Below are 13,428 nucleotides of genomic sequence, written 5' to 3'. Positions count from 1 at the left end.
GCGGACGCGACCGATCACCCTGACCAGGAGGGATGCCCATGTCCTATATCGATGGCTTTGTGCTCGCCGTTGCCCAGGCCAACCGCGACCGATATCGCGAGGTGGCGCAAAAGGCCGCCGCAGTGTTCAAGGAACATGGCGCGCTGCAGGTGGTGGAATGCTGGGGCGACGATGTGCCGGAAGGCAAGGTCACGTCCTTTACGATGGCGGTCCAGCGCAAGGACGATGAAGCCGTGGTGTTCGCGTGGATCCTGTGGCCGTCGCGCGAGAAGCGCGACACCGGCATGAAGGCGGCGATGGCGGACCCGCGGCTGAAGGAGGGCATGGATCCGATGCCGTTCGACGGGCAGCGGATGATCTTCGGCGGCTTCGAGGTGATTGTCGAGGCGTGATCGGACCGGGCGCCGGCATGGCCGCGCGCCCGCAGCGGCGGCTCAGATCAGGTGGAAGACCATGCCCAGGGCGATCGCGCCGCCCAGGGTTTCCACTGCGGCAAGCGCGAGGAGGTTCTTCAGTACGAAAGCCTCTTCTTTTTTCGTCACCATGGTCTGTCTCCCGGTCATTGGACTAGTGTTACAGCACCATCGGCGGTGGCAATCCGGCGTGGGGGCGGTGCCAGGGGCGTCGATGTGAGACCAGTAGACCGCATCCGGCCGCCGACCGGAAGCTGGCGAAAACCCGCTCGGAGAAAACCCGGATTCCTGCAAGCGTGTGACCGGGCCATGATTGACTGGCTTTGCAGGGCGCGCCTGCGGCCTGCCCGCCACGGCGCATGCAATGGCCCGCATTTGGGGGATGCCCGCGCCGGCGCGATGCGCCAAGATCGACGGCGTGGGTGGTCGAACCGATTGCCCCGCTACCGCTTGAGCCCCGCTGCCTTCCCCGGCATGCGGGGCTTTTCTACCTGGGCCGGGCCGCGGCTCAGCGCGCCTGCAGGATGGCTTCGATGCGGGCGGCCGCCTCGCGCAGCGGTGCCAGGAAGCGCGCTTGCAGCAGGGCGGGGTCGCGGCTGCCCAGCACCATGCTGAAGCCCAGCCCGGCCACCACCTTGCCGGCGTGGTCGCGCAGCGGCACCGAGATCCCGGCGTAGCCGTCCACCAGTTCGCTGACCAGCACGCAGTAGCCGTCGGCGCGCACCTGGCGCAGCGTGCGCGCCAGCGTGGTGCGCGAGCTGACCGTGAACGGCGTCAGCTTGCGCAGCGTCGCGCCGGCCAGGTAGGCCTCCAGGGCGCTGTCTTCCAGGCCGGCCAGCAGCACGCGCCCGAGCGAATGCGCATAGGCCGGCATCCGCCGCCCCAGCGCCATGTCGACGCGCAGCAGCTGGCGCGGCTCCTCGCGCGCCACCAGCACCACCGAATCGGCGTCGAGCACGCCCAGCGAGCAGCTTTCGCCCAGGGTCTCGCACAGCTGCTGCAGGTAGGGCCGCGCCATCTGCGGCAGGCTCATCGAGGCAAAGTAGGCGTAGCCCAGCTCCATCACCCGCGGCGTCAGCGCGAAGTGGCGGCCGTCCTGCGCCACGTAGCCGTTGTGTTCCAGCGTCAGCAGCAGCCGGCGCGCGGCGGCGCGGGTCACCTCGAGCTGGTCGGCCACCTCCTGCATGGTCAGGCGCTCCGCGCCCGCGCCCAGCAGGCGCAGCAGCGCCAGGCCCTTGCTCAGCGATTCCAGCAGTTCTTCCTTCTTGGCGGTGTCGGCTTGCGGCATAGGGGTCTGGCAGGGAAGGGTCGTTACATGGACGATCAGGCACGTGCTGGCCCAGGCCGTCGCAGAGGGCTTGCGCCGACCGGCGGCATCTCCGTATGATAGCGTTTTCCGAACAAATGTTCGCAAAACGAATCACGGAAAGCGTGCCGCCAGCGATGCGGGACGGTACGACCAGAACCGGAGACAGCGATGAAGGTGATCACCGCGCGCGAAGCGGCGGCGCTCGTGCAGGACGGCTGGACCGTGGCCAGCGCGGGCTTTGTCGGCGCCGGCCACGCCGAGGCCGTGACCGAGGCGCTGGAACAGCGCTTCCTGCAGGAGGGGCTGCCGCGCGACCTGACCCTGGTGTACTCGGCCGGGCAGGGCGACCGCGGCGCGCGCGGCGTCAACCATTTCGGCAACGCCGGCATGACGGCGACCGTGGTCGGCGGCCACTGGCGCTCGGCCACGCGGCTGGCCACGCTGGCGCTGGCCGAGCAGTGCGAGGGCTACAACCTGCCGCAGGGCGTGCTGACGCACCTGTACCGCGCCATCGCCGGGGGCAAGCCCGGCGTGATGACCAGGATCGGCCTGCACACCTTTGTCGATCCGCGCACCGCGCAGGACGCGCGCTACCACGGCGGCGCCGTCAACCAGCGCGCGCGCCGCGCCATTGCCGAGGGCAAGGCATGCTGGGTCGATGCGGTCGATTTCCGCGGCGACGAATACCTGTTCTACCCCAGCTTTCCGATCGACTGCGCGCTGATCCGCTGCACCGCCGCCGACGCACGCGGCAACCTCAGCACCCATCGCGAAGCCTTCCACCACGAACTGCTGGCACTGGCGCAGGCCGCGCACAACTCGGGCGGCATCGTGATCGCGCAGGTCGAAAGCCTGGTCGATCACCACGAGATCCTGCAGGCCATCCACGTGCCCGGCATCCTGGTCGATTACGTGGTGGTCTGCGACAACCCCGCCAACCACCAGATGACCTTTGCCGAGGCCTTCAACCCCGCCTACGTCACGCCGTGGCAGGGCGAGGGCACTGCCGAAGATGCCGCGGGCCCCTCGCCCGAGGCCGGGCCGCTCGATGCGCGCACCATCGTGCAGCGCCGCGCGGTGATGGAACTGGCGCGGCGCGCGCCGCGCGTGGTCAACCTGGGGGTGGGCATGCCGGCCGCGGTGGGGATGCTGGCGCACCAGGCCGGGCTGCACGGTTTCACGCTGACCGTCGAAGCCGGTCCCATCGGCGGCACGCCCGCCGATGGCCTCAGCTTCGGTGCCTCGGCCTACCCGGAAGCGGTGGTGGACCAGCCCGCGCAGTTCGACTTCTACGAAGGCGGCGGCATCGACCTGGCGATCCTCGGCCTGGCCGAACTTGATGGCAAGGGCAACGTCAACGTCAGCAAGTTTGGCGAAGGCGAGGGCGCGCTGATTGCCGGCGTCGGCGGCTTCATCAACATCACCCAGAGCGCGCGCGCGGTGGTGTTCATGGGCACGCTGACAGCGGGCGGCCTGGAAGTGCGCGCCGGTGACGGCAGCCTGCGCATCGTGCGCGAAGGCCGCGTGAAGAAGATCGTGCCGGAGGTATCGCACCTGAGCTTCAACGGCCCCTACGTGGCATCGCTTGGGATCCCGGTGGTGTACATCACCGAACGCGCGGTGTTCGAGATGCGCCCCGGCGAGGGCGGCGAAGCGCGCCTCACGCTGGTGGAGATCGCCCCCGGCGTCGATCTGCAGCGCGATGTGCTCGACCAGTGCGCCACGCCGGTGGCGGTGGCGCCCGACCTGCGCGAGATGGATGCGCGGCTGTTCCAGGCCGGCACCATGCGGCTGTAACGGCCGCTGCACCAGGAAACCATTCCATCGGACGGGCCGGCCATGACCGGTTCGCAAGGAGGCACGCCAGATCTGTCATGACGTTACGCAAGCGCAGTCGCCTTATCCCGGCGCGGCCTGGGCCGCGCATCGATTCTGATTCAACCGCGATTCACCGCAGGACACAGTCACACCATGCAGAACACCAGCCGCCGTACCTTCCAGCGCCGCCTGGGCGCCGTGCTCCTGAGCGCCACGCTGCCGCTCGCCGCCGCACCGGCTTTGGCCGAGACCTACCCCAGCAAGCCCATCCGGCTGGTGGTGCCGTTCCCGCCGGGCGGGCCGACCGACACCGCAGCGCGCATCATCGGCCAGAAGATGAGTGAAGCACTGAAGCAGCCGGTGGTGGTTGACAACCGCCCCGGCGCCTCCGGAACCATCGGCGCCGAAAACGTCGCCAAGAGCCCGGCCGACGGCTACACGCTGCTGGTGCTGGCCACGCCCACGCTGCTGGCGCCGCACCTGATCAACCGCAAGGGCTATGACCTGTTCAAGGACTTCACGCCGATCGGCGCGGCCTATGACCTGCCGATCGTGATGGTGGTCAATCCCCAGGCGATGCCGGACGTAACCAGCCTGCCGCAGTACATCGCCAGGGCCCAGGCCAAACCGGGTTCGCTCAACTACACCAGCGCCGGCAACGGCAGCTTCGGTCACCTGTCGACCGAGCTGCTGAAGAGCCTGGGCCACTTCGACGTGCAGCACGTGCCCTACAAGGGCAGCGCGCCGGCTATCGCGGACTTGCTGGCCGGCCAGGTGCCGATGATGTTCTCGGACATGATCGCGGCGCTGCCGCATATCAAGGCCGGCAAGCTGCGCCCGATCGCGGTCGGCTCGGGCAAGAGGGTGAGCTTTACGCCGGACGTCAAGACGGTGGCCGAGCAGGGTTTCCCAGGCTTCGATGCCACCGCATGGGGCGGGCTGCTGGCGCCGGCCGGTACGCCCAGAGAGGTGGTGGCGACGTTGTCGGCCGAGCTGAAGAAGGCGCTCGCCGATCCGACCGTGCAGCAGAAGATGCTGGGCGCCGGCACCGTGGCCGCCTACATGCCGCCGGAGCAGCTGGCCGCGCGCATGAAGGCCGACTACAGCAAGTGGGGCAAGGTGATCCAGGACAACGGCATCCGCGGCGACTGAGCGTGCGGACGACAGGCCGGCGGTCCCGCTGCGGTTCAGGCGGGCTGCCGCCCCTGGGGCTGGCTGGCCGGCAGCGTCGGCAGCGTCGGCATCGGCAGCGCGCGGCCGGCCGCGGCCAGTCCCAGGAACTGGCTGGAGGTGCGCAGGAATTGCTGGCAGGTCTGGCGAAACAGCTCGAAATCCATGTCAGTCTCGATGTGAAGAAGCTGCGCGGGCCGGCAGGGCCGCCGCGCCGCCGGCATCTTGCAGGGCCGATATGACAATGTCTTGACAATGCGCACCTCGGTCCGCCGCTGGCACGGGCCTGTCGCGCCCGCCGCACGGCCGCGCCGGAGCGCCCACTGCGCGGACAGAGATGCTAAAATCTAAGTCTTTGATTCTCTTGGCCAAATGCTGTAGCCAGCATGGCCGCGCCGGATCCACCGGCGCCGGGCGAGATTCAGGGCGAGAAGAGTTCCAGACGCGTATCCGTTTGTGCCGGGTTCGCCTCCCGCCAATACCGATACCCATGACCACTACGAACGCACCAGAACCTACCACCGCGGTTGCGACCGCCGTGCAGAACTTCGACAGCTTCGGCCTGGACCCGCGCATCCTGCGCGCCTTGTCCGAGCAGGGCTACAGCTCTCCCACGCCGATCCAGGCGCAGGCCATTCCGGTCGTGCTGCTGGGCAAGGACGTGATGGGCGCCGCCCAGACCGGCACCGGCAAGACCGCGGGCTTCGCGCTGCCGATCATCCAGCGCCTGCTGCCGCTGGCCAATGCCAGCGCCTCGCCGGCGCGCCACCCGGTGCGCGCGCTGATGCTGACGCCGACGCGCGAGCTGGCCGACCAGGTCTACGACAACGTCGCCCGCTACGCCAAGCACACCGACCTGCGCAGCACGGTGGTGTTCGGCGGCGTCGACATGAACCCGCAGACCGATGCGCTGCGCCGCGGCGTCGAGATCCTGGTGGCCACGCCCGGCCGCCTGCTCGACCACGTGCAGCAGAAGTCGGTGAACCTGTCGCAGGTGCAGATGCTGGTGCTGGACGAAGCCGACCGCATGCTCGACATGGGCTTCCTGCCGGACCTGCAGCGCATCATCAACCTGCTGCCGGCACAGCGCCAGACGCTGCTGTTCTCGGCGACGTTCTCGCCGGAAATCAAGCGGCTGGCCTCCAGCTACCTGAAGCAGCCGGTCACCATCGAAGTGGCGCGCAGCAACTCGACCAACGAGAACGTGCGCCAGGCGGTGTACCAGGTCGAGGACGGCCACAAGCAGGCCGCGGTGGTGCACCTGCTCAGGCAGCGCGCCGAGCAGTCGCAGTCGCGCCAGTGCATCGTCTTCGTCAACAGCAAGATAGGCTGCTCGCGGCTGGCGCGGCACCTGGAGCGCGAGGGCATCAATGCCGCCGCGATCCACGGCGACAAGACCCAGACCGAACGCATGCAGACGCTCGACGGCTTCAAGAGCGGCACCATCGATGCGCTGGTCGCCACCGACGTCGCCGCGCGCGGGCTCGACATCCCCGACATGCCGTGCGTGATCAACTTCGACCTGCCGTTCAGCGCCGAAGACTACGTGCACCGCATCGGCCGTACCGGCCGCGCCGGCGCCAGCGGCGATGCGCTGTCGATCTACGTGCCGGGCAATGACGAGCGCCTGCTGTCCGATATCGAGAAGCTGATCAAGCGCAGCATCCCGCGCGGAAAGCTCGAAGGCTTCGACCCCACCGGCGCGCGCGCCCGCCAGGCCGACAGCGAGCGCCGCCGCGAGCGCGGCGAAGTGCGCCGCGCGCGCGGCAGCGCCGACAGCGAAGAGCGTCCGCGCCGCCACGACCACGGCGGCAGCCGCCAGGCCTTCCGCGCTTCGGACGACCCGTTCTTCTCGCGCCCGTACGAGCCCAGCCCCGCCAGCGCGGCGCAGGCCAAGGCCGCCGACGAAGTCGCCGCCGCGCTCACGCGCGGGCGCCAGGCGCCCAAGCGGCCGGTGGCGGCCCTGCTCGGCGGTGTGCCGCGCAAGTCCTGAACGGATCGGCGTCTTGCAGAGCATGGCCCGCTTGCGCGGGCCATTTGTTTTTTTGCGGCTCTAGATCTGTGCCGGCAACGGCAGTGTGGCCAGCCGCTCGCGCCAGCCGTCGGTGGCCCGCGCCAGCCAGTCCTGGACCGTGCCGGCGGGATTCGACAGTCCCAGGTGGGCACCGGCCTCGCGCAACGCATCCAGCGGCGCGCTGGTGTCGATCGGCTGCGCGCCGCTCTGCTTGCTGAGCTTCTCCCCCAGCTGGTTGACCACCACCGGCACGTGCAGGTAGGCCGGCGTGGGCAGGCCCAGCAAGTGCTGCAGGTGGATCTGGCGCGGCGTGGAGTCGAGCAGGTCGGCGCCGCGCACGATATGCGTGATGCCCTGCAGGCCGTCGTCGACCACCACCGCCAGCTGGTAGGCCCACAGCCCGTCGGCGCGGCGCAGTACGAAGTCGCCCAGCTCGGTTTCCAGGTTCTGGCACTGGCGCCCCTGCCAGCGGTCGTCGAAACACACGATGGCGGCGGGCCCGTCCGGCACGCGCACGCGCCATGCGCGCGGCAGCTTGCCGTTCAGGCCGTGGCGGCAGGTGCCGGGATAGCCCAGGGTCTGGTGGCGCTCGCGTACGTGCACCAGCGAATCGGCGATCTCCTTGCGCGAGCAGCCGCACGGGTAGAGCTGCCCCGCGGCATCGAGCCGGCGCAGCGCCTCGGCATAGTGCGGCTCGCGCCGGCTCTGCCACACCGGTGGCTCGTCGGGCGTCATGCCGACGCGCGCGAGCGTGCGCAGGATGTCGTGGTCCGCGTCGCGCACGCAGCGCGGCGTGTCGATGTCCTCGATGCGCACCAGCCATTGCCCGCCATGCGCGCGCGCGTCCAGCCAGCTGGCCAGCGCGGTCACCAGCGAGCCCATGTGCAGCGGCCCGGTGGGCGAGGGCGCGAAGCGGCCGCGATAGCCGGCCGCGGCGATCTCTGCCATCAGCCCACCCTCAGCCGGCGAAGTCGGGCTGTTGCAGCAGCACCTGCGCCAGGCGCGGGTCTTCCAGCTTGCCGGCCCACCACTGCAGCGCCTTGCCGCGGTTGCTGGTGCGCCAGGCCACCTTGAAGTTGCCCGGGGCGCGCACCTCGACGGTTTCGCGCGCCTGCAGCACGCCGCTCTCGATATGCGGCTGCGCCATCGGCGCCGGCAGCCAGCCGCAGCCGAGGCCGCGGATCTGCGCTTCGAGCTTGTCGCGCATGGTCGGCACCACCAGCACGTCCTGGCCGGCCAGCACGCCATGGGTGCGGGCCGGCAGGTTGCGCGAGGTGTCGCCCACCGCGACGATGCGGTGTTTGGCGATCTGGATGGTGGTGAGCGGGCCTTCCTCGGTGGCGAGCGGATGATGCGCGGCCACGGCGAACACGAACGGCATCGAGCCCAGCGGCCGGATCTGGAAGCCCTGCGTGCTGGGCGCGTCGTAGGCGCCGCCGATCACCAGGTCGGCGCGGTTGCTCACCAGCGCGTCCCACGCGCCGCCCAGCACTTCCTTGGAAAAGCGCAGCCGGGTCGCTGTGTTCTCGGCATAGAAATCGTGGATGACCGGCAGCAGCGCGCGGAAGTTGATCAGGTCGTCGACCACGATGGTGAGGGTGGCCTCCCAGCCGGTGGCCAGGCGCTTGACGCGCCGCGCCAGGTCGTCGGCGGCGTGCAGCAGGTGGCGGCCCTCGTCGAGCAGGGCGCGGCCGGCGGGCGTCAGCTCGGCGCGATGGCGGCGCCGGTCGAACAGCAGCACATCGAGGTCTTCTTCCAGCTTGCGCACCACGTAGGTCAGCGCGGAGGGAACCTTGCCCATCTCGTGCGCGGCTGCAGCAAAGCTGCCCTTGCGTTCGATGGCGTCCAGGACTTCGAGGGATTCTAGCGAGAGGGCCATGTTCAGAAATTCTGAATGACTGCTTCTAAGGCGATCCCCGTAAATATACGCCTGAAGGCCTAAACTGCCTAGCATCCAAAGCGAAAACGTATGCCGCGACACGGTTATCCAGACGGTGCTGTCGGCGACAAGGCTCAAGGAGGGCCATCAAAATGATTGAAATCAGAAAGTCCGCAGAGCGTGGGTACGCCGATCACGGCTGGCTGAAGTCCTATCATTCGTTCTCGTTCGCCGACTACTACGACCCGCAGCATGTGCAGTTCGGGCCGCTGCGCGTGATCAATGAAGACCGCGTCGCGCCGGGCATGGGCTTTGGCACCCATGGCCACCGCGACATGGAAATCATCAGCTACGTGCTGGAAGGCGAGCTGGCGCACAAGGACAGCATGGGCAACGGCAGCGTGATCCGCCCGGGCGACGTGCAGCGCATGAGCGCCGGCACCGGCGTGCGCCATTCGGAATACAACCACGCCGCGCACGACACCACCCATTTCCTGCAGATCTGGATCGTGCCGGCCGAGAACGGCATCGACCCCGGCTACGAGGAAAAGCACTTCGACGCGGCCGACAAGCGCGGCAAGCTGCGCCTGGTGGCCAGCGCCGACGGCGCCGACGGCTCGGTGCTGGTGCACCAGGACATCCGGCTCTACGCCGGCCTGTTCGACGGCGACGAGGCCGCCACGCTGGCGCTGGCGCCGGGCCGCCGCGCCTACGTGCACGTGGCGCGCGGCCGGGTCACGGTCAACGGCAAGGCGCTCGAGGCCGGTGACGCGGCCAGGCTGGAAGAGGTGGCCGAGATCTCGCTGTCCGGTGGCGACGGCGCCGAGGTGCTGGTATTCGACCTGCCCTGACAGCGCTGGCAGTCCCATGCCGAAAGCCCGCCGCATGGCGGGCTTTCGCTTTTGCGCGGCGCGCCGGGGTGCCCGCGCGTAGCGCTGTGCTATCTTCTCGCTATGCATTGCGCCTGCGCCGGCACATCGCTGGCCAGTCGCGCCGGCCGGCCCGAACGGGCCGGCGTGCCCTTGGAGCACCCCGTACCAAGATGACCTTTGTTTCCATTCTCCTGGCGCTGATTGCCGAGCAGTTCCGCGCCCTGGGCCGCAACAACCCGATCTACGAGATCGTGCGCGCGCTCGGCGACCGCGCCGAGCACGCCTTCGACACCGGCCGCCCACGCGATGCCGCGCTGGCATGGCTGACCGTGGTGCTGCCGCTGACGCTGGCAGTGATCGTGGTGCACTACCTGCTGGCGTCGATCAGCGTGGCGCTGACGCTCGCGTGGAACGTGCTGGTGCTGTACATGACGCTGGGCTTCCGCCAGTTCAGCCACTACTTCACCGACATCCACGAGGCGCTCAACCGCGACGACCTCCATACCGCGCGCACGCTGCTGCACGAGTGGACCGGGCTCGACACGGTCGAGATGCCGGTGTCCGAAATCGTGCGCCACACGCTGGAAGCGGCGATCATCGCCGTGCACCGGCATGTGTTCGGCGTGTTCTTCTGGTTCCTGGTGCCGGTCGGCCCCGGCGGCGTGGTGCTGTACCGCACCGCCGAATACCTGGGCCGCCACTGGAACCTGCCGTCGACCGAGCGCAGCCCGGCGCTGGGCCGCTTCGCCGCGCGCGCCTTCTACCTGCTGGACTGGATCCCGTCGCGGCTGACCTCGATCGGCTTTGCCATCGTCGGCAATTTCGAGGACGCGGTCTACGCCTGGCGCAACCATGCGCGCAAGTGGAACGATGCCGTCAACGGCATCCTGCTGGCGAGCGGCGGCGGCGCGCTGGGCGTGCGCCTGGGCACGCCGCTGGCCGAGGACGATTCCACGGTGGTGCTGCGCACCAGCGTGGCCGGCCCGGCGGTGGACTACGCGCCCGGCATGGAGGACGCCGACGGCGCCAACGGCGGCCCGGAACCGGCGCCGCCCGAGTTCGGCACCGAGCCCGGCGTGCGCACGCTGCAGTCCGCCGTGGGCCTGGTGTGGCGCGCGGTGGTGTTGTGGATGCTGCTGCTGGCGATGGTGTCGCTGGCGCTGTGGGTGGGGTGAGCGGCGCCTGGCCGGCAAGCGCGGCCAGTTGATCCGGCCAGGTCAGTCGCGGGCCGCCCCGCAGCGCCAGCACGCGCCGAACTGCGCCTCGTGCCATTCGCCGCAATGCCCGCATTGCCAGCTGGGCCCCGGTACCGGGTTGGCCGCGGCATTGAGCACCGCCCACGCCTGCGCCTCCATCTCGTCATCGACCAGCCACACCTGCGGCGCGCTCTCGCGAAACGGGATCTCGCCGGTCGCGCCGGCCAGCCAGGTATTGCGCAGTTCCGCCCGGATGCCGGCCGCGCGCAGCACGTTGCGGCAATGGGCGGCGTGGACGAGGGACGTGGCGGACAGCAGCAGTTTCATGGCAGCGCACCGGGAACCCAGGTGCGCTTACCTTACCACGGCTTCTGCTGGCTGGATTCGTGCAACAGCTGCGTGTAGAGCTGGTGCCGGCGTTCCGAGATGTCGCCGGAGGCCACCGCGGCCAGCACGCCGCAGCCGGGCTCGTTGACGTGGTGGCAATTGTAGAAGCGGCACGCGGTCAGCAGCGGGCGGAACTCGGGGAAGGCGCGTTCCAGCATGCCCTCGCTGAGATGGTAGAGGCCGAATTCCTGGAAGCCCGGCGAATCGATCAGCGCCCCCTGGCGGCCCTCGACGGTACCCCAGTCCGCGGGCAGGTGGTAGAGCCGGGTGAAGGTGGTGGTGTGCTTGCCGGAATCGAGCTTGGCCGAGATCTCGCGGGTCTGCGCATCGACGCCCGGGATCAGCAGGTTCAGCAGCGACGACTTGCCCATGCCCGACTGGCCGATCAGGATGCTGGCCAGTCCCGCCACGCGCGGCCGCAGCGCGGCCAGCGCCTGCGCCGGATCGGCGCGCACCGACAGTTCCAGCGTGTCGTAGCCCAGCCCGCGGTACAGCGCCAGGCGGCCGCGCGCCTCTTCCAGGCGCTCGGGCAGGTCGGTCTTGTTGAGCACCACCAGCGGCCGGATCCCGAGCGCCTCGGCCGATACCAGTGCGCGGCCGAGCAGGTCTTCGGAAAAGCCCGGCTCGGTGGCCAGCACGATGATGACCTGGTCGATATTGGCGGCGAGCAGCTTGGACTTGAACTGGTCCGAGCGGTGCAGCAGGTTCTTGCGCGGCGAAACCCCGGTGATCACGCACTGGTCGGCGGCGGCGCGCTCGACGCTGACGTGGTCGCCCACCGCGCAGTCGCTCTTCTTGCCGCGCGGGAAGGCGTGCATGCGCGCGCCGTCGGCCAGCTCGACCACGTAGTGGCGGCCATGGGCGGCGACGATTAGCGCGGATTCCGTGGGGGTGCCGGCGTGGGTGCCGCCGCCGGCGTTGCGGTGACGCGTGGCGCGGCTCATGCGTGCGCCAGCAGGCGGTCGATCCGCTGCGCCGCGGGCGGATGCGAGTAGTAGAAGGCGCTGTAGAGCGGGTCGGGCGTCAGCGTCGAGGCGTTGTCCTTGTACAGCTTCACCAGCGCCGACACCAGGTGGCTGGCGTTGGTCTGGTCGGCGGCGAAGGCATCGGCCTCGAATTCATGGCGGCGCGACGACTGGCTCGACAGCGGCCCCAGCAGGAAGGTGAAGACCGGCAGCGTCAGGAAGAACAGCACCAGCGCCAGCGCGCTGTTGGACACGCCCAGGTTGGGTGCCACCCCGAGCCCGGTGTAGAACCAGCTGCGCGTGGCCAGCCAGCCCAGCAGCGCTAGGAACACCAGGCTCAGCGCGAAGGTTACGGCGATGCGCTTGGCCACGTGGCGGCGCTTGAAATGGCCCAGCTCGTGCGCCAGCACCGCCTCGATCTCGTCGCCCGACAGGCGCGACAGCAGCGTGTCGAAGAAGACGATGCGCTTGGCGGCGCCGAAGCCGGTGAAGTACGCATTGCCGTGCGCGCTGCGCTTGCTGCCGTCCATCACGAACAGCCCCTTGCTGGCAAAGCCGCAACGCTGCATCAGGCTCTCGATGCGCTGGCGCAGCGAGGCGTCGTCGAGCGGCTCGAACTTGTTGAACAGCGGCGCGATAAAGGTCGGGAACACCACCAGCAGGAACAGGTTGAAGGCCATCCACACCAGCCAGGTCCACACCCACCACAGCGAACCGGCGCGATCCATCAGCCACAGCACCGCCAGCAGCAGCGGCAGGCCCAGCGCGCTCGCCACCAGCAGCATCTTGAGCAGGTCGGCCAGCCACAGGCCGAAGGTCATCTTGTTGAAGCCGAAGCGCTGCTCGATGCCGAACTGGCCGTACAGCGAGAACGGCAGGTCGACCAGGCCGCCGATCAGCGCCACGCTGGCCACCAGCGCCACGCCGTAGGCATAGCCCGGGCCGAATACGCCCAGCCAGAACTGGTTGAGCCACTGCAGCCCGCCCAGCATGGTGAAGGCAATCAGCACCGCGGCGCCGGCCAGCACTTCGAGCATCGACAGCCGTGTGCGGGCGATGGTGTAGTCGGCGGCCTTCTGGTGCGAGGCCAGGCTGATGGTGTCGGCAAAGCGCGCCGGCACGGCATGGCGGTGCTGCGCGACATGGCGCACCTGGCGCGCGGCCAGCCACAGCTTGGTCAGCACCATCAGCACCAGGGCGGCGAGAAAGACAATCGTGAACATCGGCAAGCGCCTTGTGGGTGCGGGCGCCCGGCGTTGCTGGACGGGTGCCCGTGGGGACCGCGCCGCGGGGTGGGGCAGGCGGCGGTCCGGGAATTCCGGAAACGGCGCCGCGCTGGTGCGCGGTCAGCCATCCCGGACGGATATGCGAGAATTATAAATTGTTCGCGCCCGGCGCCGCCGCG

13 protein-coding genes are annotated in these 13,428 nt (G+C 69.4%); 6 read left to right on the top strand and 7 right to left on the bottom strand.

Translation table 11 applies throughout. From position 1 onward, the window contains the following. Positions 1-38 precede the first annotated feature (38 nt). Positions 39-392 carry a DUF1428 domain-containing protein gene (locus A3AG_RS0110595; protein WP_018005374.1) on the top strand — a complete coding sequence of 118 codons (354 nt, stop codon included), beginning with the start codon at positions 39-41 and terminating at the stop codon, positions 390-392. Positions 393-921: 529 nt separating this feature from the next. Here the strand turns inward: A3AG_RS0110595 and A3AG_RS0110585 are convergent. Beyond that, the gene (locus A3AG_RS0110585) at positions 922-1,701 is read right to left on the bottom strand and encodes an IclR family transcriptional regulator domain-containing protein (RefSeq protein ID WP_018005372.1); all 780 of its coding nucleotides are present in this window, start codon (positions 1,699-1,701) and stop codon (positions 922-924) included. A 189-nt stretch (positions 1,702-1,890) separates the two neighbouring features. Here A3AG_RS0110585 and A3AG_RS0110580 point away from each other — a divergent pair, with 189 nt between their 5' ends. Both A3AG_RS0110580 and A3AG_RS0110575 read left to right on the top strand, forming a co-directional pair. Continuing rightward, on the top strand, positions 1,891-3,519 hold the full coding sequence (locus A3AG_RS0110580) for an acyl CoA:acetate/3-ketoacid CoA transferase (RefSeq protein ID WP_018005371.1): 1,629 nt from the start codon (positions 1,891-1,893) through the stop codon (positions 3,517-3,519). A gap of 174 nt (positions 3,520-3,693) precedes the next feature. Further along, on the top strand, positions 3,694-4,692 hold the full coding sequence (locus A3AG_RS0110575; RefSeq protein ID WP_018005370.1) for a Bug family tripartite tricarboxylate transporter substrate binding protein: 999 nt from the start codon (positions 3,694-3,696) through the stop codon (positions 4,690-4,692). Positions 4,693-4,727: 35 nt separating this feature from the next. Here the strand turns inward: A3AG_RS0110575 and A3AG_RS34225 are convergent, their stop codons facing one another. Further along, complete coding sequence (locus tag A3AG_RS34225; RefSeq protein ID WP_018005369.1) at positions 4,728-4,877, bottom strand: hypothetical protein; 150 nt, start codon at positions 4,875-4,877, stop codon at positions 4,728-4,730. A gap of 323 nt (positions 4,878-5,200) precedes the next feature. Here A3AG_RS34225 and A3AG_RS0110565 point away from each other — a divergent pair, with 323 nt between their 5' ends. Continuing rightward, complete coding sequence (locus A3AG_RS0110565; protein WP_051073505.1) at positions 5,201-6,703, top strand: DEAD/DEAH box helicase; 1,503 nt, start codon at positions 5,201-5,203, stop codon at positions 6,701-6,703. A 60-nt stretch (positions 6,704-6,763) separates the two neighbouring features. On the opposite strand, the gene gluQRS is transcribed toward A3AG_RS0110565, so the two are convergent. Continuing rightward, positions 6,764-7,672, bottom strand: coding sequence for a tRNA glutamyl-Q(34) synthetase GluQRS (gene gluQRS / locus A3AG_RS0110560; protein ID WP_018005368.1), 909 nt, complete (start codon positions 7,670-7,672; stop codon positions 6,764-6,766). A gap of 10 nt (positions 7,673-7,682) precedes the next feature. After that, a complete protein-coding gene (locus A3AG_RS0110555; protein ID WP_026164095.1) occupies positions 7,683-8,603 on the bottom strand; it encodes a LysR family transcriptional regulator in 921 nt (306 codons plus the stop codon). Positions 8,604-8,755: 152 nt separating this feature from the next. Here A3AG_RS0110555 and A3AG_RS0110550 point away from each other — a divergent pair, with 152 nt between their 5' ends. Next, positions 8,756-9,454: a pirin family protein gene (locus A3AG_RS0110550; protein WP_018005366.1), complete on the top strand. Its 699-nt coding sequence runs from the start codon at positions 8,756-8,758 to the stop codon at positions 9,452-9,454. Between the two features lie 191 nt (positions 9,455-9,645). Next, a complete protein-coding gene (locus A3AG_RS0110545) occupies positions 9,646-10,650 on the top strand; it encodes a CobD/CbiB family protein (RefSeq protein ID WP_018005365.1) in 1,005 nt (334 codons plus the stop codon). A gap of 42 nt (positions 10,651-10,692) precedes the next feature. Here A3AG_RS0110545 and A3AG_RS0110540 read toward each other — a convergent pair whose 3' ends face one another. The 3 genes from A3AG_RS0110540 to A3AG_RS0110530 are packed head-to-tail and all read right to left on the bottom strand — an operon-like array spanning position 10,693 to position 13,246. Beyond that, positions 10,693-10,998, bottom strand: a complete 306-nt coding sequence (locus tag A3AG_RS0110540) for a putative signal transducing protein (protein WP_018005364.1) — start codon at positions 10,996-10,998, stop codon at positions 10,693-10,695. 32 nt (positions 10,999-11,030) lie between these two features. Then, positions 11,031-12,002 (bottom strand): ribosome small subunit-dependent GTPase A, encoded by a 972-nt coding sequence (rsgA, locus tag A3AG_RS0110535; protein WP_018005363.1) that lies wholly within the window; start codon positions 12,000-12,002, stop codon positions 11,031-11,033. Beyond that, the gene (locus A3AG_RS0110530) at positions 11,999-13,246 is read right to left on the bottom strand and encodes a M48 family metallopeptidase (RefSeq protein WP_018005362.1); all 1,248 of its coding nucleotides are present in this window, start codon (positions 13,244-13,246) and stop codon (positions 11,999-12,001) included. Before A3AG_RS0110530 ends, rsgA begins: the two co-directional genes overlap by 4 nt. Positions 13,247-13,428: the final 182 nt, after the last annotated feature.

Origin of the sequence: Cupriavidus neocaledonicus, assembly GCF_000372525.1 — a bacterium.
GTDB lineage: Bacteria > Pseudomonadota > Gammaproteobacteria > Burkholderiales > Burkholderiaceae > Cupriavidus > Cupriavidus neocaledonicus.
The sequence above is the reverse complement of the archived record's forward strand: the minus strand, read 5'-3'. Positions and strand labels throughout refer to the sequence as shown.